This window comes from Brasilonema angustatum (assembly GCF_059505445.1).
Window position 1 is genome coordinate 106,045 of record NZ_JCACKO010000102.1, and the last position, 24,591, is coordinate 130,635.

The 24,591-nt window shown below is 41.9% G+C and carries 21 protein-coding genes; 10 read left to right on the forward strand and 11 right to left on the reverse strand.

Translation table 11 applies throughout. The features are described 5' to 3' along the window. Positions 1-136: 136 nt before the first annotated feature. Positions 137-427, reverse strand: coding sequence for a YggT family protein (locus AC5JM2_RS17290; RefSeq protein ID WP_210611749.1), 291 nt, complete (start codon positions 425-427; stop codon positions 137-139). Between the two features lie 194 nt (positions 428-621). On the opposite strand from AC5JM2_RS17290, the gene psbX reads away from it, so the two are divergent. The 4 genes from psbX (at position 622) to AC5JM2_RS17310 (ending at position 3,146) form a co-directional block, all read left to right on the forward strand. Beyond that, positions 622-741, forward strand: coding sequence for a photosystem II reaction center X protein (gene psbX / locus AC5JM2_RS17295; protein WP_210611748.1), 120 nt, complete (start codon positions 622-624; stop codon positions 739-741). A 295-nt stretch (positions 742-1,036) separates the two neighbouring features. Continuing rightward, positions 1,037-1,960, forward strand: coding sequence for a Ycf66 family protein (locus AC5JM2_RS17300; protein ID WP_495836086.1), 924 nt, complete (start codon positions 1,037-1,039; stop codon positions 1,958-1,960). Between the two features lie 53 nt (positions 1,961-2,013). Then, on the forward strand, positions 2,014-2,574 hold the full coding sequence (locus tag AC5JM2_RS17305; protein WP_495836087.1) for a TolB family protein: 561 nt from the start codon (positions 2,014-2,016) through the stop codon (positions 2,572-2,574). Positions 2,575-2,621: 47 nt separating this feature from the next. Beyond that, the gene (locus tag AC5JM2_RS17310; RefSeq protein ID WP_495836088.1) at positions 2,622-3,146 is read left to right on the forward strand and encodes a TolB family protein; all 525 of its coding nucleotides are present in this window, start codon (positions 2,622-2,624) and stop codon (positions 3,144-3,146) included. Positions 3,147-3,270: 124 nt separating this feature from the next. On the opposite strand, the gene AC5JM2_RS17315 is transcribed toward AC5JM2_RS17310, so the two are convergent. Beyond that, positions 3,271-4,281: a succinate dehydrogenase/fumarate reductase iron-sulfur subunit gene (locus AC5JM2_RS17315; RefSeq protein ID WP_495836089.1), complete on the reverse strand. Its 1,011-nt coding sequence runs from the start codon at positions 4,279-4,281 to the stop codon at positions 3,271-3,273. 1,370 nt (positions 4,282-5,651) lie between these two features. Between AC5JM2_RS17315 and AC5JM2_RS17320 the strand changes: the two genes are divergently transcribed. The 3 genes from AC5JM2_RS17320 (at position 5,652) to AC5JM2_RS17330 (ending at position 10,117) form a co-directional block, all read left to right on the forward strand. Then, positions 5,652-6,116, forward strand: coding sequence for an AbrB family transcriptional regulator (locus AC5JM2_RS17320; protein ID WP_495836090.1), 465 nt, complete (start codon positions 5,652-5,654; stop codon positions 6,114-6,116). A 272-nt stretch (positions 6,117-6,388) separates the two neighbouring features. After that, positions 6,389-7,285, forward strand: a complete 897-nt coding sequence (locus AC5JM2_RS17325) for a CPBP family intramembrane glutamic endopeptidase (protein ID WP_495836091.1) — start codon at positions 6,389-6,391, stop codon at positions 7,283-7,285. Between the two features lie 177 nt (positions 7,286-7,462). Further along, positions 7,463-10,117, forward strand: a complete 2,655-nt coding sequence (locus AC5JM2_RS17330; RefSeq protein WP_495836092.1) for an nSTAND1 domain-containing NTPase — start codon at positions 7,463-7,465, stop codon at positions 10,115-10,117. 562 nt (positions 10,118-10,679) lie between these two features. On the opposite strand, the gene AC5JM2_RS17335 is transcribed toward AC5JM2_RS17330, so the two are convergent. From AC5JM2_RS17335 to pyrH, 3 genes are all read right to left on the reverse strand, one after another. Continuing rightward, entirely contained in the window at positions 10,680-11,804 is a 1,125-nt protein-coding gene (locus tag AC5JM2_RS17335; RefSeq protein WP_495836093.1) for a geranylgeranyl reductase family protein, read from the reverse strand. A gap of 799 nt (positions 11,805-12,603) precedes the next feature. Continuing rightward, positions 12,604-13,152 (reverse strand): ribosome recycling factor, encoded by a 549-nt coding sequence (gene frr / locus AC5JM2_RS17340; protein ID WP_495836094.1) that lies wholly within the window; start codon positions 13,150-13,152, stop codon positions 12,604-12,606. Next, a complete protein-coding gene (gene pyrH / locus AC5JM2_RS17345) occupies positions 13,139-13,867 on the reverse strand; it encodes a UMP kinase (protein WP_495836095.1) in 729 nt (242 codons plus the stop codon). The genes frr and pyrH overlap by 14 nt, the downstream gene beginning before the upstream one ends. Positions 13,868-14,299: 432 nt before the next feature. Between pyrH and AC5JM2_RS17350 the strand changes: the two genes are divergently transcribed. Beyond that, positions 14,300-15,199, forward strand: coding sequence for an alpha/beta fold hydrolase (locus AC5JM2_RS17350; protein ID WP_495836096.1), 900 nt, complete (start codon positions 14,300-14,302; stop codon positions 15,197-15,199). Positions 15,200-15,275: 76 nt separating this feature from the next. Here the strand turns inward: AC5JM2_RS17350 and AC5JM2_RS17355 are convergent, their stop codons facing one another. Beyond that, positions 15,276-16,688: an LCP family protein gene (locus AC5JM2_RS17355; RefSeq protein ID WP_495836097.1), complete on the reverse strand. Its 1,413-nt coding sequence runs from the start codon at positions 16,686-16,688 to the stop codon at positions 15,276-15,278. Positions 16,689-16,992: 304 nt separating this feature from the next. Next, positions 16,993-17,370 carry a hypothetical protein gene (locus tag AC5JM2_RS17360; protein WP_495836098.1) on the reverse strand — a complete coding sequence of 126 codons (378 nt, stop codon included), beginning with the start codon at positions 17,368-17,370 and terminating at the stop codon, positions 16,993-16,995. Between the two features lie 105 nt (positions 17,371-17,475). On the opposite strand from AC5JM2_RS17360, the gene AC5JM2_RS17365 reads away from it, so the two are divergent. Continuing rightward, on the forward strand, positions 17,476-18,756 hold the full coding sequence (locus AC5JM2_RS17365; RefSeq protein WP_495836238.1) for an AI-2E family transporter: 1,281 nt from the start codon (positions 17,476-17,478) through the stop codon (positions 18,754-18,756). Here AC5JM2_RS17365 and AC5JM2_RS17370 read toward each other — a convergent pair. Beyond that, positions 18,725-20,053: a serpin family protein gene (locus AC5JM2_RS17370; RefSeq protein WP_495836099.1), complete on the reverse strand. Its 1,329-nt coding sequence runs from the start codon at positions 20,051-20,053 to the stop codon at positions 18,725-18,727. The two genes, AC5JM2_RS17365 and AC5JM2_RS17370, sit on opposite strands and share 32 nt — an antisense overlap. Before the next feature lie 191 nt (positions 20,054-20,244). Continuing rightward, entirely contained in the window at positions 20,245-21,837 is a 1,593-nt protein-coding gene (locus tag AC5JM2_RS17375) for a S8 family serine peptidase (protein WP_495836100.1), read from the reverse strand. Between the two features lie 506 nt (positions 21,838-22,343). Between AC5JM2_RS17375 and rpe the strand changes: the two genes are divergently transcribed. Beyond that, positions 22,344-23,051, forward strand: a complete 708-nt coding sequence (rpe, locus tag AC5JM2_RS17380) for a ribulose-phosphate 3-epimerase (RefSeq protein WP_495836101.1) — start codon at positions 22,344-22,346, stop codon at positions 23,049-23,051. Positions 23,052-23,181: 130 nt separating this feature from the next. Here rpe and hpsJ-A read toward each other — a convergent pair whose 3' ends face one another. Continuing rightward, on the reverse strand, positions 23,182-23,871 hold the full coding sequence (hpsJ-A, locus tag AC5JM2_RS17385) for an HpsJ-like protein, cyanoexosortase A-associated (protein ID WP_495836102.1): 690 nt from the start codon (positions 23,869-23,871) through the stop codon (positions 23,182-23,184). Between the two features lie 65 nt (positions 23,872-23,936). Beyond that, positions 23,937-24,587 (reverse strand): cyanoexosortase A system-associated protein, encoded by a 651-nt coding sequence (locus AC5JM2_RS17390; RefSeq protein WP_495836103.1) that lies wholly within the window; start codon positions 24,585-24,587, stop codon positions 23,937-23,939. Positions 24,588-24,591 lie beyond the last annotated feature (4 nt).

The window sequence follows — 24,591 nt, forward strand, 5'->3', positions numbered from 1 at the left end:
TAAGGGTGTAGGGGAATAAGAGAATAAGAGAAAAAATGCATTTTCTCTATCTCAAGCGTAAATGCATTTCCTCTATACGCCTAACACCCCCAGACCACTACACCCCTACACCCCTATACCCCTATACCCCTTGTTACTAAGCACGAGACAGCATGGTCAGCAGTCCTTGCTGACCGAGAAGAATTTCCCGTAAAAGACTGAAGATACCAACCCAAATGATTGGGGTAATGTCCACCCCACCCACAGGTGCCACAATCTTTCGTAACGGTACTAGAAAGGGTTCAGTAGGCCAAGCGACCAGATTAAAAGGCAAACGATTCAAATCAGCTTGGGGATACCAAGTCAGAATAATCCGGAAAATAAACAAAAATGTCATCAGTCCTAATATTGGACCGAGAATCCAAATGGCAAGGTCAGCACCAGTCATGATTTAAGCTTGACTTTTTTTGAATAAAGGGAAAGAACTGGATCAGCAGATTTTAAGGTTTGTAAAGCCTTTCTCTAATTTTAACCAAAGGCTGTTACACAACTTGAATCATTTATCTTTGGGATAACTGGCTTCTCAACGGTCTACTAGACCATTAGAATTGTTATAAAGTATGTAAAAAAAGGTTGAAATCTATGACGCCATCTTTAGCAAACTTCCTTTGGAGTCTGTTTTGGGGTGCATTAATTGTTGTTGTCCCCGCCACAGTAGGATTGGTTTTTGTGAGCCAGAAGGATAAAATCCAGCGTTCATAAGAGATCTCATAGGGGCGTGGCATACCACGCCTCTAGTATTAAAACTGATTTTCCGCCAGTTCACTGCTCAATTGCTAACTCTTAGCAATTCATTATAAAAAAATACTTATACTAAGCTTACTGAGCCGGCAGACACAGACTTGTTAGCTTTGGGTCATAATGTAGGGACAAAGTTAAGTGTTGCTTCGCTTAGCCCGAGTGGCAAATTCACATCCTTAAAGTATATTGTGTCTAATTACAGTAGAGATTTCAATTCTGACTCGCTAACATAGATTTTGATATTAGGTAAACAACGATGCTAATGTTTGGGCTGAACTCAGCCAGTGTTCTGGCTCAAGTCAATTTTGGGGCAAACTCAGCCAGTATCCTAGGAATTTTCTTGGCTGTGGCTGGGGCAGCACTGTATTTTCTCCGCACTGTGCGTCCAGAACTCTCACGCGACCAGGATATCTTTTTTGCTGCTGTGGGTTTACTCTGCGGCTTCATTCTCATATTCCAAGGTTGGCGTCTGGATCCGATTTTACAATTTGGTCAGTTGCTTTTGGCAGGCTCAACTATATTTTTTGCGGTGGAAAGTATTCGCCTGCGGGGTATAGCGACTCAGCAAGCCAAGCGTAACACTCCCATTGTTGATGACGAACGAGAAGTTAGCGACAACTATAGGTACAACAAGAAGTATAAGGCACAGGTAGACGCTGAGTTAGAACCACTGCCTTATGATGATGACTACGATGAGCGCCCCGTGCGTGGTCGTATTTCGGGTAGCAGGGAGAACCGTTCATCTCAGGATGATTACTACGAAGATGAAACTCCTCGTCGCTCAGAACGTCGCAATGGTAGCGAAAGACCGATATCAAGTGACAAAACTGACAAAACCCGTCGTCGGAGTTCTGGACGTTCTGTACGCCCTTCAGAAAGGATTGAAGATGAAGATTGGGGTGGTTCCGATAGAGTAGTTGATGAGTGGGGCAGCTCGACTACTGAAGAAAGACGACCTTCGCGTCGTGGTAGTAATGGAACAGTACGTCCAGAAACTCGTGATCAGGATGTTCCTGCAAGACCGAGAAAACGGCGATCGCCCAGTGAATCCACTCCTCAAAGGGGACGTGAGGATGATGATGTCATTTCTAGTGAGTATGTTGAATACAAACCATTAGACCGTCCTGAGCGTTCCGATCAAGATCGAGATAGCTCATCGAAATTTGATGATGATCTATAAATCTATAAATAAGATTAGGTGGAAGACGCGAAAGCGTAACGAAAAAAGTTGAGGTGAGGAAAATTACACCTAGTTTTTGGCTCCAAAGGCAAATTCCTTGGGGTCTAACTTTTGCATTGGCAAGTTTGCTTGTATCTTGTAGTTATAGCGATATCCCTCTTGGACCGACTTCTCTCAACAGCCGTTACACGGAACAGCAACCAGCGTTGAGTGGAAATGGTCGTTTTTTAGGATTTGTCTCTAATCGCAATGGTAGTCACCAACTGCTGGTGTATGACTTGGATCAGCAACAGTTTATTCAAACACCGCGCTTAAACCAACCGGAAACAATTGTCGAAAGTCCTAGCCTCAGCTACACCGGACGTTACATTGCTTATATGACTAGTGACCAAGGTAGACCAGTGGTGGCGCTTTATGATCGCGCTACGCAACAGTCGCAAATTCTTACCCCAACCTATCGTGGCTGGATCAGAAATCCAAGTATCAGCCCAAATGGGCGTTATGTTGTCTTTGAAACTGCTAGCCGTGGTCAGTGGGATATTGAAGTTTTAGATCGCGGACCGGATGTTGAGTTAGATATAGACAATGGCGCATCGGTGGGTGCACCTCCATAAGGGGGATGGTGTAAAAGTCTTAAGTCTTCGACTCATGACTCATGACTATGAAACATTCTATTTTTTTACCTATATTTGTTACAGCTAGTTTGTTAAGTGGCTGTGTTGGTTACCCACGCATAGTGAACTATCCTTACGATCCAGGCGGACTAAGTCTTAATAGTTCTGCTTCGGAATTAGATCCCCAAATCTCAAGAAGATATATCGTTTTTGCGAGTGACCGAGGGGGTAGGCAAGATATTTATATGTTTGACAAAGTCACTGGCAGTTTGGTAGATTTGCCCGGTCTAAATTCCTTTGATACTGTCGCTTCTCATCCTGCTGTTTCTGAAAGTGGTCGTTATATCGTCTTTGCAGGTAGTAGACAGGGTCGCTCGGCTATCTTTCTTTATGATAGAGATACACGTCAATTAAGAAATTTGACTGCCAACCTGCAAGCAGAAGTTCGTCATCCAACAATGAGTGCTGATGGTAATAGGATTGCTTTTGAGTCTAGTGTGAATGGGCAATGGGATATTTTAGTTTATAACCGTTCCGGACAACCGCTGAATATACCTCAAGATCCACGTTAAGGGATATGAGGCAGATGAGCAAGGAGAGCTTTTATGATTGATCATAAGCACAGGAAAGGGTTCTTTTTCCAAGGGATTTCTCCCCTACTCCCTTTCCTCTTCGATGACTCTCCCCGTATCTGCCTTATTTCTTATCTCTATTTTCTTCTTGCTTGACGGCTTGAATCAGCGATCGCACTTGTTGAGTTCCTTCGGAAGGTTCAAACGAAAGAGGAAACTTACCTCGGGTTATCATTCTTAACCCAAGGGGAGCAAGACTGAGCAACCCTTTGAGGTCTTTAAAATAGTTCCCAACTACTTGTATACCAAATTGACGCTCATCAATCCAACCGCCTTCTTTAACTAAGTCTATCAATACTTTGCGATGGCGAATTGAACGGCTGTCGCTTGCTTGTTTGCGTTCAAGAATTTCCTGCTTGATTTTTGTGATTTGGTCTAATGGGGCGACATCCATTGGACATACGGAATTACAGTAAAAACAACGGGTGCAACCCCAAACTCCCTTAGTTCCTTCGTTATATTCTTCTAAACGACTTTCGGTTTTCTGATCACGAGAGTCAGCTACCATGCGGTAAGCTTTAGCCAGTGCGTGGGGGCCAACAAAATTTGGGTCAACTTCACGAGCATTGCACTCAGAGTAGCAAGCTCCACACATGATACAATTACCAGTTTCATCAAGACGCGATCGCTCTTGGGGTGTTTGTAAAAATTCTCTTTCTGGGATGTTACGCCCTGCTGTACTCACATAAGGAGTAACCGCCTCAAGGTTGTTCCAAAAACTGCTCATATCTACCACTAAATCTTTGATAACAGGCATATTGCCTAGTGGTGCGATGATGATTTCTGGAATGCCATTTCTATGACTTCCTGTTGTAACCGTTTGTTCCAATTTAGCAATTTCACTGCCAACATTTTCCTTACAAGCCAAAGCAGAACGCCCATTGATTCGCATTGCGCAGCTACCACAAATCGTGTTGCGACAATTTTTGCGAAATGCCAATGTCCCATCTTGCTCCCACTTAATAAGATTGAGACAATCTAGGATTGTATTCCCCCCTTCAACATCCAAATGGTAATTCTGCACTATCGGAGAGGAATTTTGTTGTTGCCGTATGATCTTAAAAATAACTTCCATGACTACCAACCAAAGTTTTTAAATTGCTATACCCATCTTTGGCAATAATTTCCACTATGGAGTAGCTCACCAATAAGTGAGCTATACTCTTGTTGCCCTTAATTAAAAGCTAGCTGTTAATAGGCTGATGATTAAAGAGCTACTCATTATAGTTTAAGGATAATCATCAAAATCTCAGTTGTATTACTACCCAATGGGTTTAACACCAGATGTGTCAATAGCCAGATTACCAGAAAAAAATGCTCACGGCTTGACAATTAATTTCTATATTTGGGCTTATGAGGAACAAGAGTAAAATACAGCGACACTGGAAGTCAGACTTAAGTTCATTCTAAGGTGCGAAAATTTCCAAATTCAATGCTCCTTGGATTATAACTATATCTTGATGTCAAGACGAGTTAAACAAGCCCTGAGTCAAAAAATCCCTCAATTGGTCGTGAAGCTGCATTTTTTTGGTTATATAGAATTGTTAAAGCTCTTAATGAACATCTTGATCTCTTGATCAAGAAACTCTAGCTTCTCACTCATCTCGTTAAAACTGCTTGTCTAAATTAAATCAATTTTTAGAAAACCCGACCAGCAATACTCATCCCAACCATAAAAATTTATAAAAAAGTGTATCAGCAAGTTGAATTCAAAGTTAAACACCTATTTTGCTATTATTAAACCATGCTACTATTTAATATAAAATTATGAGGCAACAAAACCAGTAGCAATCGCCGTGTAAGTGCGACTGTTACTGCTTTGTTTCTTTGTAATAAAGTGGGGGCAAGAAATTTATGGTCTCTACTAGCAGGATAAAAGGTTGTATGTCAGCACAACCTTAGGAAAATACTATGCTGTCAATCATGTTTCTTGAGGAGAAATGGGTAAAACCCTACGACTCAAGGTCAATTAAGACAGAGTTAGGAAAGTAAAAAGCCTGCAATTTATTGGGTCTACGACTTGTTTGGTCGTGGTAGAACACAACGGCGAAACGGCGAGAAATCGGGATGAAAATCCTCACCCGGACACTTTGCATCCCCCTTGGGAACCCCTAAGGGCGCAGTGTCATCGCTTTTTGTCTCCCCAATTTGTAGTTGTTCAAAGTTGCTCCACTTTAGTAGTGCCAAAAAAGAGAATTATTTCGTTTCAGATGGCAAATGATGGTTAGAAATGGCGTAAAATTACGAAAATTAATGCCTGTGACAACTACAACCATCTTCTGTTGTGGTCAATCGTAACAGAAACTCTTGTGGCTCACCCTATATGGAGGAATAACCCCTCTGGTATTGGGTCTGAAGCAACGTTGTGCAGATGTCAAAAAGCCAAGTACTGGCAGAAGATGATTTGTTTATTTGTTTGGAGAGAGTGAGGATATTTGAAGCATAATGACTGAAACCGCAACTGCTGCATTAACTGGGAAAACACTGCTAGCTAAAGTAAAAGAACTTTCTAACTTGCCAAGGCGAGAAAGAGCAAAGCAGTGTGGTTATTACACCGTTACAAAAAATAACCAAGTTCGTGTCAATCTAACCGACTTTTATGATGCTTTGCTCTCGGCTAGGGGAATTCCCTTAAGTCCAGAAGCACCAAAAGATGGTCGTGGGCGTGAACCTACCTACAGGGTTAGTGTCCATCAAAACGGTCAGATTGTGATTGGTGCAACTTATACCAAAGCAATGGGTTTAAAGCCAGGTGATGAGTTTGAAATTAAGCTGGGTTACAAGCATATTCACTTAATTCAAGTTGATAGTGATAAAAAGCTACTCCAGCATGATGAAGACGCAGAAATCTATGATGAAGAGCTTGAAGACGAGGAAGATTTTGAAGACGATGACGAAGAGGAGGAATAAACTTTTGTGATCGTAGAGGCAAGTTTAAGGCAAACGCTGGACAACTTGTCTTTACGGCGAGAGTCAAATTTTAAAAAATTTTTGAATAAAAAAACAATTAGACTTCTTGGATGCATGATTCATTTTAGTAAAAGTTTGGTCAACAAAAAGAAGAGCGATTAGATGAGCAATACTTGAGGTAGTGGGAAAAGAAGCGCAACCTAGCTATCCCTACTTGAAAGCTGCTCCAAATTAAGAAAACTTTTCTCTGACCAAAATAAAATGTTTCTACTATGCAAGAAGTCAATTGTGTTTTTTTATTTACTTTCATATCGTTACATGAGCCATCAGTCAACTTTTTACTGTCATCCTTAAAAGATGCACCAGTATTGTTTGTTGTGATGGCTTTCTTTATTATTTGGGTGTCCTGCTGGTTACCCATAGCAGCTTTAACAGCGTTTGTCCTCAAATGGCAACCTTCTCAACTTTTGCAGCCAGAAAAAAAGTTACCTTTACTAGTATCTCTCTACTTACTAGCTCCCCTGATTTTGTGGGGAACTAGTTGGTTCACCGATACACCTTTCTCAGATTACGGCTTGATTGGAAATGTTTCAACTCTATATTCATTGGTGGTAGGTTTAGCTTTAGGAATATTTAGTATAACATTAGTTTTTTTATGGCAATTGTGGCTAGGATGGTGCTCTTTTCAATGGTCAAATATTAAGCTTGTGCGACCTATCTTACTACCTATTTTGTTAGTGGCGTTATTTGTAGGTGGTATTGAGGAGCTAATTTTTCGTGGGTTTGTGTTTACTGAACTAGAGAAAGGTGGTTCTGTTTGGGTAGCAGCGCTCATTTCTAGCTCGATTTTTGCTTTGCTACACTTGGTTTGGGAGCAAAAAGAAACCATCCCACAGTTACCTGGACTCTGGTTTATGGGGATGGTGTTGGTACTAGCACGGTTTGTGGATGGGGGGAGTATAGGCTTAGCTTGGGGATTGCATACTGGATGGATATGGGCGATCGCCACAGTAGACACAGCCGCACTCATTGATTACACAGGTAACGTCTCGGAGTGGGTGACAGGTAAGAATAAAAAACCCCTTGCTGGTGTAGCGGGAATTGTTTGTTTACTGCTGACTGGGGGAGTTCTCTGGTTATTCTCTCGCTATTTTGATTTTGTGCATTGACGCTGAGGCGTAAAAAATCAGTAGTGACAGGGTAAGGTAAACAACGTGATACTGCATAAGTCTACTTTGATTAAACTTATAAAAAACAAAAGTTAAGCCAATACCCTAGTTTTTTCTGTAATCATACGCTACTGATTAGTGAAAGTGTAAGCCAACACCTGCCCCCTCATGAAAGTTATGAGTCGTAACACGTCTAAAACCATTTTGATACTAGCAGCAAATCCTACAAGTACTGCTCGATTACGACTCGATGAGGAAGTACGGGAGATAGACCTTGGTTTGCAACTGGCAAAGAACCGCGAGCTGTTTAGATTGGTGCAAAAATGGGCTGTGCGGCAGCGTGACTTTTACCGAGCTATTCTAGAGTACCAGCCCCAAATTATTCACTTCTGCGGTCACGGAACAGGAGAGGATGGAATTGTTCTAGAAGATGAAACAGGACAACCAGTGTTGATTGAACAAGAAGCGCTGGCTAAGTTGTTTAAGTTATTTGCGGTTACAGGCGTTGAGTGTGTTGTTTTGAACGCTTGCTACTCAGAAAAACAAGCCCAAGCCATCAGCCAGTACATCAAATATGTCATTGGCATGAATAAAACGATTGGGGATAAAGCAGCAGTTAATTTTGCTGTTGCCTTCTATGATGCACTTGCTGCTGGCAATGAAGTCCCATTTGCTCATGAATTAGGTTGTGCTCAGTTAGTTGGGTTAAAAGAAGACCAAACTCCAGTCCTAAAAGTTTCATCAATCCATCCGGCTGATATTGAATTTGTTGCAGGTGATATTCCCCCCAACCCATACCTTGGATTATCTGCTTTTGATGAGAAAGATGCAGCCTTCTTTTTTGGACGAGAAACATTTACCCAGGAGTTATTTCAAATGACTCATCAGCAACCCTTGGTTGCAGTTATAGGTGCAAGTGGAAGTGGAAAATCATCTGTTGTATTTGCTGGATTAATTCCAAGATTGCGAGAAGAAGGAACTTGGTTGATTGAATCGTTTCGTCCTAAGAGCCAACCTTTTGATGAACTTGCTTTGGCTTTAGTGCGTCAATTGGAACCAGATATTAATAAAGTTGAAAAAGCCATTCAAGTAGGTAGGTTAGCAGAAAGTCTAAAAAAAGGTGAAGTGAAATTACATCAAGTTGTATCCCAAGTTCTAGAGAAAAAACCTAACAAACGCTTTTTGTTAATTGTAGACCAGTTTGAGGAACTTTATACCCAATACCAAGATAAGGAAGAACAACAGCGCTTCATTGATACGTTACTCTTAGCTGTTAATCAAAAAAGCATAACATTGGTTTTCACATTACGAGCCGATTTTTACGGTTATGTTCTTTCGTATCGTCCCTTTAGCGATGCATTACAGCAAATTCAATTTAAACCACTGGGTTTAATGAGTCGAGAAGAATTACAAAGAGCCATTGAACAACCCGCTCAAAAATTAAATGTACAACTCCAAACGCATTTAGCTCAAAGAATTTTGGATGATGTGGGACAAGAGCCAGGGAACTTGCCGTTGTTAGAATTTGCCTTAACTCAATTATGGTTAAAGCAGAACGATAATCAACTGACTCATAAGGCCTATGATGAAATTGGAGGCATTAAACAAGCTTTAATAAAACACGCTGAGTCAATTTACCACAAACTTAGTGATACACAACAAAAGCAAGCGCAGCGTATTTTTCTGCAATTAGTGAGGTTAGGAGAAGGCACGGAAGATACGAGACGAGTCGCAACTTTGGAAGAAGTAGGTAAAGAGAATTGGGAATTAATCGCGTATTTAGCTGGGAGAGAATCGCGTTTAGTAGTTACAGGACGTAATGATAAGTCAGAACAAGAAACAGTAGAAGTTGTTCATGAAGCACTGATTCGTGAATGGGAACGCTTACGTCAATGGGTTAATGAGAATCGAGAGAAATTAATACAACAGCGTAAAATCGAAACAGGAGCAATAGAGTGGCGAGATAAGAACAAGTCAAAGGATTATCTGCTTGGGGGCAAACAGTTAAATTCAGCTCAGGCTTTTCAAAAAGAGCAAATTACTCTGTTGAGATTATCTCCTTTAGCTTACGAGTTCATTCAAAAAAGTCTTAACTATAGACGAAATAATCGCTTAAGGCTAATTGGTTTTATAGTTATTCCAATTATATTTTTAACGATATTTTTAGGATTTACTGGCTATCGGGAAATAAGAGTTAGTAATTTGCGTAATGAAGTAGAGAAATTTAAAGGACAGAAAGAAAGTTATCCTAGAATCGAAGCACTTGAAGAACTTGTGAAGCTCGGCGCTTCCCTAAATAAAATTGACCTCAGGGGTGCCAACCTCAGTAATGCCAACCTCAGTAAGGCCAACCTCAGCAGTGCCGACCTCAGTAGTGCCAACCTCAGTAAGGCCAACCTCAGCAGTGCCGACCTCAGTAGTGCCAACCTCAGGGGTGCCAACCTCAATAATGCCTACCTCAATAATGCCAAGCTCAGTAGTGCCGACCTCAATAATGCCTACCTCAATAATGCCTACCTCAGTAGTGCCGACCTCTATGGTGCCGACCTCAGGGGTGCCGAACTCTATGGTGCCGACCTCATTAATGCCTACCTCATTAATGCATACCTCAGTAATGCCGACCTCAGTAATGCCAACCTCTATGGTGCCAACCTCAGTAATGCCGACCTCAGGGGTGCCTACTTCAATAGTGCTGACCTCAGTAATGCCGACCTCAGTGGTGCCAAAAACTTAACACCAAAACAAGTTAAGCAAGCCAAGAATTGGCAGCAAGCAATCTATGACCAAGAATTTCGTAAAGAGTTAGGATTACCGCCAGAAAAAGAAAAATAACAATTAACCGTCTAGCAGTGGAGTGACAGCAGTAGGTAGGATATTTAAGCCTTAAGCCACCCAAACAGCAGCTAGTAATTCCCCATACCACTATGATTACTAAAGCGGGAAACGTTTTAGAGAGATTTACACCACTTGAGAACAGAAATGGCTTAAAGCGTATAGACATTTTCTGCACCCAGTACAGAACAAGCCTTTTCTAGCATCTATACCCTTTCTACACGCTTATCTGTTGGCCATTGGAAACCGATGCTGTAGCTGATTTTTCCCTGCTGTCATGAATATGGATTATACCTGTAATTGGCAAAGTTGCCGCTAGTATAAGCAGAAATTATAAATCGGGGCTGAAACGGGCTTTTTGCGTGCAGCCTCAAGAAAGTGATTGATAAGCTTCGGATTGGTTCACGAAAGAATCAGGATTGTGTGCGCTGAAACTGTCAGATTTCCATCCTATAATTCCGACAGTACCACAGACAACCCAAAATAATGGCCACGGTTTACAGATGTTTGCTTGGATGATTGGGGAAAGAACTTAAGAGGCGATATGCGCAATGACTATCAACTACCCACCAAAACCCGGAACAAGACGCTTAAGTGCCCGACCAGTCACTTCGCTGTAACGCATTTCACCACACAAAAGTTTGCCCATAATTTTGACAGATGACGGACGCCTAACACCCACTTTGTAACCAACACCAGGGAAGCGGTAAAACGCCCCAGCTAATTTCTGCGCCCAAGCCATATCACTACCCCATTCTTCGTTGATGATGTCAGTGTAATTTTCCAAGGCGTTGATATCACCACCTAAAGCTTGGTCAATAGCAACTGCCGCTTTCATCCCGCTAAAAATGGAGGGGCGAATACCTTCTGCGGTGAAGGGATCAACGACACAAGCAGTTTCTCCAGCTAAAACCGCATTTTCAGTGTGCAGCTTTTGATTGCCATTCCACAAGCACAAAGCATGTCCATACTGCTTGCAGATTTTGAGATCTACACCAAACGAGCTGCTGTACTCGTTCAAAATGCTCTTGAAATCTTGGGATTCACCACCGCCAACAAATGTGCCAATTCCAATAGAATATCCATCCGCTTTGGGGAAGTTCCAGAGATAACCATTTTTGACCATGCCAAATTCAAAGTGAGCAATGTGACCGTTCTCCACTTTGGCTGCGGCTTCCGCTTCTAAAGCTCCTGCTAGACGGCGTTTGCGCTCTTTGAAGCCTAGGAATCTTGCCATTGGTCCTTTTGCGCCATCAGCAGCAATTAAGTAACGTCCACTGACTGGTCCATTTGCTGTATTGACTTGCCAAGAGTCACCTTTAAATTCAATGCCTTTGACTTCCGTATTATCTTTGAGTTGGGCCCCTTGCTTTTGAGCTTGTTGAATCAGGAAATGGTCAAAGACATCGCGCCTCACCATCCAAACTGGTTCAGGAATTCCTAGTTCAGCTTCTACAGGTTCGCCCATTTTCCAGGTGCAGCGAATTGTGGTTGCTTTGATGGAAATTGCAGGGCTAAAGTCAAAGTCGAACCATTGAGCGATCGCTGGCGATACTCCACCCCCACAAGGTTTATATCTTGGCAGAGTTTCTTTTTCCAGAACTAAGACTGAGCGTCCCCGCTTAGCTAAATGATATGCGGCTGTTCCACCAGCTGGTCCCGCACCGACGATAATACAGTCGTACATATGCTTTTTGTCTTTGCTCCTGAACTTGTTAGCTTCCCTGTTTTTTTTATTACTCTGTCAATAGACAGCCTGACGAGACTTAACTGTTTTTATAGTTTGCTGTTTCAAATCGTACAGTGCTTGTCTGACTCCTCAAAAATTTTTTTCTTAACTATGTTTAACCGTCAATCTTAGTATATGGAACTACTGTCTTAATTTATTCTTTTATTGATCATGGCTTTGCTCTGATTATCTTTTTTTTGAAAAACATAGTTTTCAATATTTTTGATAATCTCAATGTCTTTTTGCGTACAAGTAACTCGTCTATTTTTTTATCCACATACTAAAATACATTTCATTCATTTTACTTCCCACAAATTTTTTGCTAAGGTTTTCAGTTCTTGATAAAGTTTTTGTAATTTTTTAATGCTTTTTTCGATTTTGGCAATTTTTTAAAAAATATTTTTTTTAATATCTTATAAAGCAATCATAAATTTATAAGAGTCATTTATAACAGTTGCCAAAAAGCAAATTTATGCCTCAACCAACAGTTTTGAGGTAATGCATGAAAATTCGTTGATCTGCTGTAAAAACTGTAAGATGCGCTGACGCGGTTTGTGTTTTCGGCGTATACACGAAGAAAAGGAGACGTTGTGACACTGTTGATAACGTGAAGATAACTAGACGCTGTGACGTGGGGAATCTTTCGGAAGAATTTCCCCGTATTTGGTTTGTCGCTTTGTCTTGGTATCCTTTATCCTCATGTCTCCCTGATGTTTGATAACCGCGTCTCCCTGATGAGCATTTTCTTTAGTTGTTTCTAGACAGTTGTGATGTCTTTTTCTTTTTCTGCGAGTAACTCGTCTATTCTGGCGGTGTACTTGTTTGTCAATTTTTGCAGTTTGTCCTGCTGATCACGTGACTCATCCTCAGAAACTTCGGCGCTTTTTTCTAGTTTGCGAATTGTATCTAAGGCGTCGCGGCGGATATTGCGAATAGCAACGCGCCCTTCTTCGGCATACTTGGCGGCGATTTTGACTAATTCTTTACGGCGATCGCTCGTCAAGGGTGGAATGTTGAGCCGAATTAGGGAACCATCATTGCTAGGGGTTAAACCCACATCCGACATAGATATTGCCTTTTCAATCAAATTTAAGGTATTGCGATCGTAAGGCTGAATCAGAATTGTTGTTGAATCTGGCGTACTAATGTTTGCCAGTGATTTTAACGACGTTGGCGAACCGTAATAATCCACGGTGATCTTATCTAATAAACTCGCATTAGCGCGACCAGTGCGAATTGTGTTAAAAGACCGTTGAGTTGACTCTACGGTTTTTTGCATTGTACTCTCAGCTTCAGCTAATTTCACAAGAACCTCCCACAAGGGTGCCGATGGACTCTCCCATGACTGCTCGATGGATATTACCGCGCACAGTTAAGTCAAATATAAGAATAGGGATATTGTTTTCCTTACACAAGGCTATCGCGGTACTGTCCATTACTCGTAAATCTTTTGCCAAAACGTGTCCATATGTCAAGGTATTGTAACGTTTGGCGTCCGGGTATATATGAGGATCAGCATCATAAACGCCATCTACCTTGGTGGCTTTAAAAATCACTTCAGCTTCTATTTCTGCGGCTCTCAATGCTGCGGTAGTATCGGTGGTGAAAAAGGGATTTCCAGAACCAGCACCAAAAATAACCACCCGCCCTTTTTCTAAGTGACGAATGGCACGACGACGAATATACGGTTCAGCGACTTCTTGCATAGAGATTGCGGTTTGCACCCGCGTCTGTACCCCGATTCGTTCTAGTGAATCTTGCAATGTCATGGCATTCATTACCGTAGCAATCATCCCGATGTAGTCAGCGGTTGCTCGATCCATTCCCGCCGACGCCGCCTTGACGCCACGAAAAATATTTCCGCCTCCGACGACGATGGCAGTCTGAACGCCAGTTGACACTACCTCTGCTACTTCTTCGGCTATTTCCTTGACCACTTCTGGATCAATTCCATAACCCATATTGCCCATGAGGGCTTCACCACTAACTTTAAGTAAAACCCTTCGGTAATGTGTTCCCATGAAGTTACGCGCTTGATCAAAAATTTGTTATTACCTCCAATTTAAGATAGCAATACAGTGGCATTCTGTCTCTAGTTTTTCATTACCAAATAAGTATAAATTCATTCAGTCTCTTTGGGATGAATTTCTTGACCTTGCAACAAACAGATAATTGGGCAAAGTTTACCACACACTCCACCGCGTGCGATACGCGGAGCGTCAAGCAAGCGGGCTTATCGCACGCTTGTTGATAATTGTGTTTGGCACCTTCAGTGTTTTACGAGTTATCATCTTGTTTGTCCTTGACGCGTATCGGCAGAGTTATAACCATATTTCTCATGCCCAACGCTTAACACCTTGGGCTAATCATTGTTAAGTACTGCAACAATAAAAACAGTCGTACCTGCCGTATGCGGGTGCATCTTTACTCCTTGTACTAATTATTCATCTGTCATGACCACCTCTGCTTCCACTCCTGCATTTACTTCAACAAAAACGTGGATTTGGCAAGGTTTTCCCATTTGCTACCAAACCCAAGGAACCACTGGACCTGCTGTTATCCTCGTGCATGGCTTTGGTGCTTCTTGGTGGCACTGGCGGAAAAATATCCCTGTGCTGGCAGAACACTGTCGTGTCTATGCCATTGATTTGATTGGCTTTGGTGCTTCCGCTAAACCAAAGCCAAATGAAAAAATAGCTTACACAATTGAAACTTGGGGACAGCAAGTCGCAGATTTTTGCCGTGAGGTCGTGGGTGAGCCAGCTTTTTTGGTTGCTAACTCCATCGGCTGTATTGTGGTAATGCAAGCGGCGGTGAGTTGCCCTGAAGCCGCCTTGGGAATTGCGTTACTTAACTGTTCCTTACGACTGTTGCATGATCGTAAGCGGGCAACTTTACCGTGGCATCGCCGTTTTGGAGCGCCTGTACTCCAACGTGTACTATCTGTCAAATTAATTGGTGACTTCTTTTTCAATCAAGTCGCTAAACCCAAAACAGTGCGGAAAATTCTCTTGCAAGCTTATGCTAATTCAGAAGCAGTTACAGAGGAGTTAGTAGATATACTGACAACACCCGCCCGCGATCCTGGAGCTGTTGCTGTTTTCCTCGCCTTTACCTCTTATTCCTCAGGTCCTTTACCAGAAGACCTTTTACCTCAACTGTCTTGTCCTGCGATTATCTTGTGGGGAACTGCAGATCCGTGGGAACCAGTTGAGTTAGGTAGAGAGTTAGCCAATTTTGCGCATGTGCAAAAGTTTTTTCCTCTAGAAGGCATTGGACATTGTCCTCAGGATGAAGCTCCTGAGGTGGTAAATCCAATTATACAGGATTGGATTTTGAAGCTAACACGATAACCTCACAATCCCCAGATTTTCTGCATAAATGAACAAAGCCAAATTCATGCAGTTGGGGAAGTGTTAATTTATCTTGCTATGGTTGAACAGGGTTCTGATTGATTTGTGTTTGCCGCAACCAGTCTTTACCCACTTGGATACTAATATCAGAACCGAGATTACCGGTGCTTTCTACCCGCACTTCTCCAAATCCTAAAGTGTTGCGAATTGATTCGGCCGTGTTACCGTCTCCTTGTTGGGCAACAATATGAGTCACTTCTAGAGGTTCACCCCAGCTTTTGGCTACATAAACGTTGGTATAGCCAAGTTTTTGCAAAGCTTTAATCAATGTTTGGATATTAGCTTTATCGTTACCCGTGCTGTTTTGAATTGCGACTCGTAAAGATCCTGGATTTACTACACCAGATACAGAATCTGTTTGTTGCACATCAAAGTACTGAGCCATCATGCTATGAATGCGCTGGCTATCTGGAATCCAGTAGCCCCCTTTTTGTTGACCGAACTGGCCAGGTAGCATTAACATTTGCATATTGGAGCGATTTGTTCTGACGCCAAAACCAATTAGTGCTAATAGCTCCTCAAGTGTTAAGTTAGTATCAATGTGTTCTTTAACGACGTTAAGAACTTTAGGCAATTGAGCTACGGTTGCTGGGTTGACAGATTGATCCATCAGTGCTCGCATCACCATTTGCTGCCGCTGAATCCGACCAATGTCGCCATTTTCATCATGTCGGAAGCGCAGAAGTTGCAGTGCTTGATCGCCATTGAGATGCTGTTTTCCTTTCTTTAAATTGATATATAAGTGCTGAGAGTCATCTTGATATTTCATATCCTTGGGTACGTAGACTGTAACTCCACCCAAAGCATCAATAAGCTTAGCAACTCCCAACACGTTAATCCGCATATAGCGGTCAATTCCTACATCACCTAACAAGCTACTCACAGTTTTGGCGGTTAAAGCTGGTCCACCAATCACATTTGCGGAATTAATTTTTTTTGTACCATGTCCATCTATTTGTGTCCGAGTATCTCTGGGAATAGAAAGCATCATCACTTTTTTGTGCTCTGGATCAAATTTGGTCAAGAGCATAACGTCAGCAAGACCATCAAAGGAGTTGACTTGGGGCAGATATCTCAGATTTTTGGTTTCAGCGGGAGGGTTTCGCACATCAGGAGGAAGTACGCTCATCCCCATGATTAAAATATTCACGGGGCGAGTTAATTGTGAAAATTTCAGTCCATCTCCAGCAATGCGATCGCTATCAAACACCGCTGCTTCATCTGGGCTTAAAGAAGCTTGCATTAAAGGAGTACCTGTTAAAGAAACTGCTAACAGTGCTCCTGCTGTTGCTGATACCATTGCAATCCCGCTCATAGCAACCCAAAACCACAGCCAACGTCCAGATTTGTCAGTGTTGGCATTTTTATCACTTGAGTTGGTAGTATCTGTAGAATAGTCGTCTTGCGCCGAAGTTCTTTGAATAGTCACGCTACTCCTCACACTTATCTGAATAAAATCTGGAGAATCTGTTGCTATGGAAACAGACAAATTAACCCATGATAACTAACTCTTAGATTAACAATGATAAATTTTACACTTCAGTATGAACCACAACACTTATTGGAGTAATTCTCCTATTTTTTGATAAATCCGGAGAGGTTTTCTTAGAAGTATGACAATCTCAAAAGAGATTTGACTAGGTCTGTTAATAATAAAATGCATATTTTTTAGTAAATTAAGTAAAAATACTGTCAACTGTTTTGATGACTAAAGAATTCTGACAGGTTATTTGTCAAGCGCTCTTTCCACAAAACGACTCACCAGGTGACAATCGCTTTAATCTGCTTTTAACTAGAGGAACAATTAACCAGATATTAATCAAAAAGTAGCGACTGGTGAGAAAGTTAGGAACGATTTGTAGATGCAATGTTAAAAACTTTGAAGTTGCCGCCCCAGTTGCTAGTAAAAAGTAACCCAAAAGCCAGGAAAATACTAAAGTGATTGACAGATAACTAACTCGAACTTGTTCCCGGCTTTCCTGATGATGGTAGAGTGTGCATAGTGAGGAGAAAAAGTCCATGACCGGAATCAGGTAGATAAGCACCTGTCCACCAGAGGTGGGCGAGTCTTGAGGATGGTGAGAATTGTTAGATGATTCAAGAATTTTCATTTGCCTGAGTGCAATCCCAAATAAGAGGGATGAATCATAATGGTGTAGTTAGAGATAATAGGCTTGATAGAAGAATTTTATTTAGTTGTATCCAACAATTGGCAGATGCAGACACGCAAGCTTTTAAACTGGTGGGAAACACTTACACCCGTAGCACGATTCTTGACAATAACTCTATTCGCTCCACTGCTAGTGCTTAATGGTTGGGCGATTAGCGCAATTTTTCATTACTTTCACTCCCTAATTGTTATTTTAGTCGGAGCGGCAGTGCTAGCATTTCTGCTAAACTACCCAGTTAGCTGGATGCAGCGCCAAGGTGCTAGGCGAGAGCAGGTTGCTATTTTAGTCTTTCTACTCGCTTTGTCAGTTTTACTGGCGTTGGGTGTCACCCTTGTGCCGCTTGCTCTAACTCAGGCTCAACAACTGGTGGCGCGTATACCAGAGTTAATAGATTCTGGGCGATCGCAGTTGATGATGCTGAACGAGAAAGCAGATAGTTTTGGTTTACCCATCAACCTTGATGCTTTAGTCTCACAAATTAACGACCGTGTCAAGGGACAATTGCAGGCGATCGCTGGACAAGTTTTAAATTTGGCTGTTGTTACAGTCACAAGCCTGCTTGACTTTATCTTGACAATGGTATTAACTTTTTATCTCCTACAACATGGGGATGAACTGTGGGGAAGTTTAATATATTGGCTACCTGTTAAATTCCGTGAGGCTTTTTCAAATACAGTACGCCTAAGCTTTCAAAATTTTTTTATTAGTCAGTTAATTTCATCCACCTGTATGGCATCAGCCCTGATTCCCATCTTTTTGTGGCTGAAAGTTCCATTTGGCTTACTATTTGGTTTGACTATTGGTATCATGGCACTTGTGCCATTTGGTGGTTCTGTAGGTATTGCTCTAACGACTTTGATAGTGGCACTACAAGATTTTTGGATGGGGGCAAGGGTATTGGCTGCTGCACTTATTGTTCAGCAAATTCTGGAAAACTTTATTGCTCCGAGAATTTTAGGAAGTTTTACAGGTTTAAACCCTGTTTGGGTGCTTATTTCAGTTTTGACAGGCGCAAGAATTGGTGGACTTTTGGGTGTGATCGTAGCGGTACCCAGCGCTGTTGTACTCAAAACAGTTTTAAGCGCTATACGTCCTTACTCTTCTGTATCCAGTGGCAGTAATGTAGAAGTACTTCCTCAAGGAAGTTCAGAATCTAGCAATACGGAAAATGATCAGACTGCAGGGGATAGTATAACTGCAGATTCAAAGGCTAATTCTACTGAGGTAGCTGCACCCGTTTCAGTTGAAGTATCGCCTTCAACTGCTCAAACAAATCATCCAGGGGCTAATCCTTCTAAGACTGTGGCTCCACAATGGAACCCATAAACAATATGCTTCCTGTTTGATTATCCCGAATCGCACAGAAGAAGGGACGCTCAACAATCATTCGGAATGGCTCTTTTGATGGCTTTACCGCTCTTACTGGCATGATTTCCACAGAAGTAGCAGCAGCAGCTTCTGTACCTTCCTCATTGACTTCAACAAAAGTTTTATGCTTGACTTCGCTTATTTTTAAATCCTTACCCATCGCAGAAAAATTTGCCTGATCGCTGAAAGCTTCACCCATACCTATGGCTGTTAGAGGATTTTTCAGCGTTACGTCATAGTCCATCTTAAAACGGGGCAAGCGAATAGACCCCTGTTGTTTGCTGAACTGAGCTATCCAATTTTCCCAATTCTCTGCATTTAGGTTTTGATAAAAACTTTGTAGATTAGAGTTTTGTTTGGGCAAGAAAATATAAAAGCCAATTTTACCATCTTTTCCATACGGTAAGCTAACTGCCTGAAATTGTTGATTTTCATAGTATTTATAGTCACCTGATTGTGACATCATTGGGTGTTGTTTCTGTTCACCTGAGCGGAGATAAAAAGGATATTCTGCGGTTTGCTGTTTATCAAATTCATTTGTCCAGCTACCTTTAAAATAGATAGCATTGATGAGAAATAAAACTTGGTCAGGTTGTATTTTTTCAACGATCTTACTGATTTTTCCGCTTGTTTTCTGATTAACCCAGTCATTAATCACATTCAAAGAACTTGCATCTGTGAAGTTGAGACTGGTAACCTTAGCTGTATAAAAATCTCTATTTCGTTGCAGAAAATCTGGTTGAAAGCTAGCTTTTTTATTTCCCCAAAGCGAATTAGCAATTGTCAGCTGCACCTTTGGATCTGGGTTTTCTAATAATTTTCTTAACACCGCGTTAGAGGAATTAATTTGTTCTAAGTTCAACTCCTTAAACTCCAATGCTTTAGCCATTGCTTCTTTTGTGTTGCCACTCGCGCCATTGTAGGTCATGGCAAGGGCGATCGCCACACTAGAAGGTGAAACAAAAATGTTCTTGCCACTATCGTTTTTCAAAACTTCTGAAAACAGTTTGAAGCCAAACTTTGTGTTGGCAGTAATAAGTTTACTATCAGGATTTAATGCTGGCTTCGATACAGGAGATTCTGAGCGAGGTGAACCCGACTGGGCAAACGCACTCGTGCTACTATTAACTTGAGAGCATCCTATAACACCCATTAGGACAACGCTAGCAGCCGCCAAAACGTAACGTCTGCCTAAACGAACTCCATAACGTCTTTGTAAGAAATTTTCCCCAGCATTGCTAAATTTCTGCTTCATTTTACCACCATTATCGCCAGAGTCTTTATTTTGACTATCGCATCTGGTGTGAGGTAATATCTGACCCGTTACAGTTTTGGCAACAGTGATTGTACAGTTTCAGGTTTTTTCGTGATGACTAATTTGGCTAATTAGTCAATAAGTATTAGTTCTTAGCTTTGATTTTTGATCACTGTTTGTAGCCCAACTTCCTACCTGACGGGTACACTCCACCAAGCTAAAGCGTAAGCCTGAGTTGCTTCGTTAACTTTCTTGGGAAATTGAACACGGATTTTGTAGTTGCCAGTTACGGGAACAGGGCAGAAAATATGTTCAACACTGTCAACTTCACTGATTGAGGAACAGACAGCGTCAGCATTTCCATTTTTATCATCGGCTTTGACCAGATAAAGGTCGAGGTTGTTTAAGCCGCGATCGCGAAAATATTCTCCTGCGTCAAACTGACCGTTTTTATTCCTGTCGTTTAGCTCTACTAACCTATCCCAAGTTAAGGTGATAGAAACAAAACTCCCCTGCCTTAAGGGTTTTGCTAACTCATATTCTACAGATGCTTCTGCATTGACTGTGCGATAGTCCCAACCAAGGGCTGGTACAGTTTGCGTTGGATTCCATTCACCAGCGCTAAATTGTTGGTAAGCGCGAAACGCGTTCAAATGACCAGTTCCCATTTGGGAATCTAAAGGGATTTTTGGGTCTTTATATGCATCAGAAGCCAACCAGTCTTTATTTTGTTTATCGATGAGCGTCCGCGTCATTCCTAAGCGCAAACCGTCGCCAGTGTCTTGAATTTTATCAGCTGAGTTGAGCAGTACTGCTTTCATCACTTCATGTCTGCGAGAATCTATACTCCAGTTGGGTTGTTTTGTGCGCAATTGTTTATCACCAAACTCCTGCAACAGAGCAACTGTTGCAGTCACCTGAGGCGCTGCAAAGCTTGTCCCTGTGACTTTATTCTTCTTCCCATCTGCATTTCGCAAGCCGATGTTATTCCCTGGAGCAACTATACCAATAGCACGACGTGGACCAAGATTAATCTCTTTTCCAGCAAGCCGCATCAGTAGTCCTTCACTCACAGCCGCCAAATTAGAAACATCAACTTTATTATAAATCCCTCCTCGACGGGATGAAAAAGCTACGTTGAGTCCGTTATAATTGTCAGTAGGTATGGGAATGCCACCCTTTCCCTGATTGCCTGCAATTATGTAGAGACTATTGTGGACGCGACTAGACCAGTCAATACATAAGGTGAGTAAGGCGTTGCCATCTAAAGTAGCCTGAGGTCGTGGGTCACGGTTTAAAGGTTCGCCAAAACTAAAGTTAATTGCGCGGACATCTCCCCCATTTTGTAGTGCTATGTGCTGTGCAGACAAGCACTCTTGTGGTTGACCTAAGCTTTTTCCATAACCCACAGCAGATGAGTACAATCGCGCTCCAGGAGCAACTCCAGGAAAAGCTTTATCTGTACTAACCATGATACTAGCGACATTGTAGGCGTGGGGGTCAACACCGCTATTTGACTTTGCAAGTTCATTGCGTAGGAATGCACCTGCTATTGATACTGAGTTATTCTTAGAGACGGCTTTATCCAACCCATATCTACCTGGACGCCCAATCTCTACCTGACCAATGGCTATCTTGCGACCGATTAAATTATATGGGAGTTGGTGTAGTCTAAGAGCATCAATACCATTAGTGCCAAAAGGAGATTCCACAGCAGCAAGTACCGGCGCACTCAAGCAGCAAGCACCTAATCCCCAAATTATCCAAGTTTGTTTGTTCGCCATAGTCAGTTAGAAATCATGAGTTGTTATTTGTTTGTTGTCAATGCCCTAGGGGCAGGGTGTAAGGGGAGCCAGTGCGTTGGGAAGCCAGTACTTGATGTAGGTATCAGGCGTTCGGGTTTCCCGACTTGTAGACGCCCGAAGGGCGGCTTCCCGTAGGGTAGCACCTGGCGTTGTAAGGGTGTAGGGGTTCCCCTGAATTTATTGATAGGCTTGATACAAGGATTAATGGTATCTTTTTGTTTCCATTATTAAAATAAGGGGCTTGTATCCTTATGGGTTCCGGAGCAGGGGTAGTACAATTGGCTCATTCGCTGCCTGCGGCACGCTACGCTAACATTCAAAATTCCCCTTACACCCCTATACCCCTACACCCCCTTCTTGGTCAGAAAGTACTACTAACGACTAATTAATCCCCATGAAGGAAAAAGTCGGGATCAGATAGATGAGCGTTTGCTCAAGTTTTGTTACAATGCTGACAGATGAGGACGCTTAAAAACCCACTAGCCATGACCCAAACACAATCTAAAAAGCCCATTGTAATAGCTCCGTCCATCCTATCAGCAGATTTTAGTCGTCTAGGAGACGAAATACGTGCTGTAGATCAGGCTGGCGCAGATTGGATTCATGTCGATGTAATGGACGGTCGCTTTGTACCTAATATTACGATAGGTCCTCTGATTGTGGAGGCGATTCGCCCAGTGACACAAAAGCCTCTGGACGTTCACTTGATGATTGTGGAACCAGAAAAGTACGTAGAAGATTTTGCGAAAGCAGGGGCAGATCACATCTATGTTCATTGCGAACACAACGCTTCACCTCACCTGCACCGCACGTTGGGACAAATCAAAGAACTTGGTAAAAAAGCAGGAGTGGTTCTTAACCCCGGTAGTCCTTTGGAACTGATTGAGTATGTTATAGAACTGTGTGACTTGGTGTTGATTATGAGCGTCAACCCCGGTTTTGGCGGTCAAAGCTTTATTCCTGAAGTTGTGCCAAAAATCCGCAAGCTACGTCAAATGTGCGATGAACGTGGTCTTGATCCTTGGATAGAAGTGGATGGGGGACTCAAGGCAAATAATACCTGGCAAGTTTTGGAAGCTGGGGCTAATGCGATCGTAGCTGGTTCCGCTGTGTTTAAGGCAAAGGATTATGCTGAGGCTATAGAGGGTATTCGCAACAGCAAGCGTCCTACTCCACAACTCGCAACAGCTTGAACTATTCAAGGACAAATAGTTGTTAACTGTCGATAAAAAAAACTCGGTTTTTCAAAACCGAGTTTTTTTCTCGTTTCTCGTTCCTATGCAGAGTATAGGAACGAGATATAAATCAAACCGGATTCCTATATCAGTTTCTCGCCCAACGGGTTCCCTTCCAAATACTGATAAACAAAGTTCCTGCAACCACAGCACCAAGATTCCATTTTACAGAAGTCTTAATCAAGCTTAACCCTCGAAGAGACTGAGTTGCTTCTGCTTGAGTTTTAATCTGTTGTTTAGCTTGTGAGACTTGTGATAACAATTGCTCCTTTAATTGTTGAGGATTTTTACCATCTGTTTGGCGACCTTGGCTCTTTAAAAATTTATCTATCTGTTCGGGTGAAGCTTTATTCACCTGCTGTTCTAATTGATCGGCTTGAGATATTTTTTGAGTGGATACAGTTTGAACTTGAGCAGCATTTTGACTGTTTAATCGAATCGTGCTAGTCAGTCCTAAAGGTATGAGTAGAAAAAATAATATTCCAAATAATAAAGTTAACCAAGATAAAAACTTTAAAATAGGAATTTCTAATTTTGTTCGCGAATGTAGCTCTCCAAAAAACACTAACACTAACCCAATTAAAGGCACTGGTACTTTTTCAACTAGCATCCCCATTGTTTGAAACTCCCAAACAGGATTCATAAAATTGGGCGGGATAAACATCTCAATGATGTCGAACAATGCCAATAATAATAAACCATAGCCCAGCGATCGCACTATTGTCATCGAACCTTGCTGACTGAAGGCAAAGTCTTGTAGTTCTTGAACTATGGGCATGAAATTATCTCTATTTGATTTTGTCATTTTGTTAACCGAGTAAAACTGAAAGAATTGACGATAATTTAGGACTTGGGAAAGCGTGGTTTCCACCACTGATACCAAGAAAACCAAGCCTTTTCTAAAACTTGGTAAGCTGTTTCTGGGGAAGAATTTTTTAAAGGAATTGATAAATGCGCCCAAAGACAACGGTTGTCTTGAAGTTGTTTCTGACTCAAGATCCAGGACAATAGACGTTTCGGCTGGATTGCGTGGATATGTAGATTTTGATTAAATTGCTCATTAGTAAACGTACTGCCGCCTTGAGGGTTGATACACGTACTCAAGTAAGCTCGTTGCTTTTCTACTCCCAAACCATAGTAGCCAACTCCTTGTTGCTGACGTATCACAGCAGGTGAATAGATAAAGGTAAAATCTCGCAGAAACTGAACAACATCTCCATCCTTCAAATAACGCATTTCAATATCTAGAACCAAATTATTGTTTAGGTATTGATAATGCTTTTGAGCTATGACTTGGTAAATCTTTTTTGTTGGCTGTGGTAGTGGACGACTTACGCTGAATTGCCATTGTGGTAAAGGAACCTCTTGAGGAAATGTAAACGCAGTCACTGTCTGTTTGTCTTTTGTGGGAAGCAACACTATAGTTCCTAAAACAAACAAGACGCCACTCAGAGTGAAAGCCAAAAGTGGTATGCGCAATTGTTTCCAAATCATCGTT

Bases quoted from the DNA above. Each gene is read 5' to 3' on its own strand.
- hpsJ-A (WP_495836102.1), bottom strand. From the start codon at position 23,871: ATGCCCATAGTTCAAGAACTACAAGACTTTGCCTTCAGTCAGCAAGGT.
- AC5JM2_RS17335 (WP_495836093.1), bottom strand. From the start codon at position 11,804: ATGTACGACTGTATTATCGTCGGTGCGGGACCAGCTGGTGGAACAGCC.
- AC5JM2_RS17315 (WP_495836089.1), bottom strand. From the start codon at position 4,281: ATGGAAGTTATTTTTAAGATCATACGGCAACAACAAAATTCCTCTCCG.
- AC5JM2_RS17310 (WP_495836088.1), top strand. From the start codon at position 2,622: ATGAAACATTCTATTTTTTTACCTATATTTGTTACAGCTAGTTTGTTA.
- AC5JM2_RS17360 (WP_495836098.1), bottom strand. From the start codon at position 17,370: ATGAAAATTCTTGAATCATCTAACAATTCTCACCATCCTCAAGACTCG.
- AC5JM2_RS17300 (WP_495836086.1), top strand. From the start codon at position 1,037: ATGCTAATGTTTGGGCTGAACTCAGCCAGTGTTCTGGCTCAAGTCAAT.
- AC5JM2_RS17390 (WP_495836103.1), bottom strand. From the start codon at position 24,587: ATGATTTGGAAACAATTGCGCATACCACTTTTGGCTTTCACTCTGAGT.
- AC5JM2_RS17290 (WP_210611749.1), bottom strand. From the start codon at position 427: ATGACTGGTGCTGACCTTGCCATTTGGATTCTCGGTCCAATATTAGGA.
- pyrH (WP_495836095.1), bottom strand. From the start codon at position 13,867: ATGGGAACACATTACCGAAGGGTTTTACTTAAAGTTAGTGGTGAAGCC.
- AC5JM2_RS17365 (WP_495836238.1), top strand. From the start codon at position 17,476: ATGCAGACACGCAAGCTTTTAAACTGGTGGGAAACACTTACACCCGTA.
- AC5JM2_RS17370 (WP_495836099.1), bottom strand. From the start codon at position 20,053: ATGAAGCAGAAATTTAGCAATGCTGGGGAAAATTTCTTACAAAGACGT.
- AC5JM2_RS17325 (WP_495836091.1), top strand. From the start codon at position 6,389: ATGCAAGAAGTCAATTGTGTTTTTTTATTTACTTTCATATCGTTACAT.
- AC5JM2_RS17320 (WP_495836090.1), top strand. From the start codon at position 5,652: ATGACTGAAACCGCAACTGCTGCATTAACTGGGAAAACACTGCTAGCT.
- AC5JM2_RS17330 (WP_495836092.1), top strand. From the start codon at position 7,463: ATGAGTCGTAACACGTCTAAAACCATTTTGATACTAGCAGCAAATCCT.
- rpe (WP_495836101.1), top strand. From the start codon at position 22,344: ATGACCCAAACACAATCTAAAAAGCCCATTGTAATAGCTCCGTCCATC.
- AC5JM2_RS17350 (WP_495836096.1), top strand. From the start codon at position 14,300: ATGACCACCTCTGCTTCCACTCCTGCATTTACTTCAACAAAAACGTGG.
- psbX (WP_210611748.1), top strand. From the start codon at position 622: ATGACGCCATCTTTAGCAAACTTCCTTTGGAGTCTGTTTTGGGGTGCA.
- AC5JM2_RS17375 (WP_495836100.1), bottom strand. From the start codon at position 21,837: ATGGCGAACAAACAAACTTGGATAATTTGGGGATTAGGTGCTTGCTGC.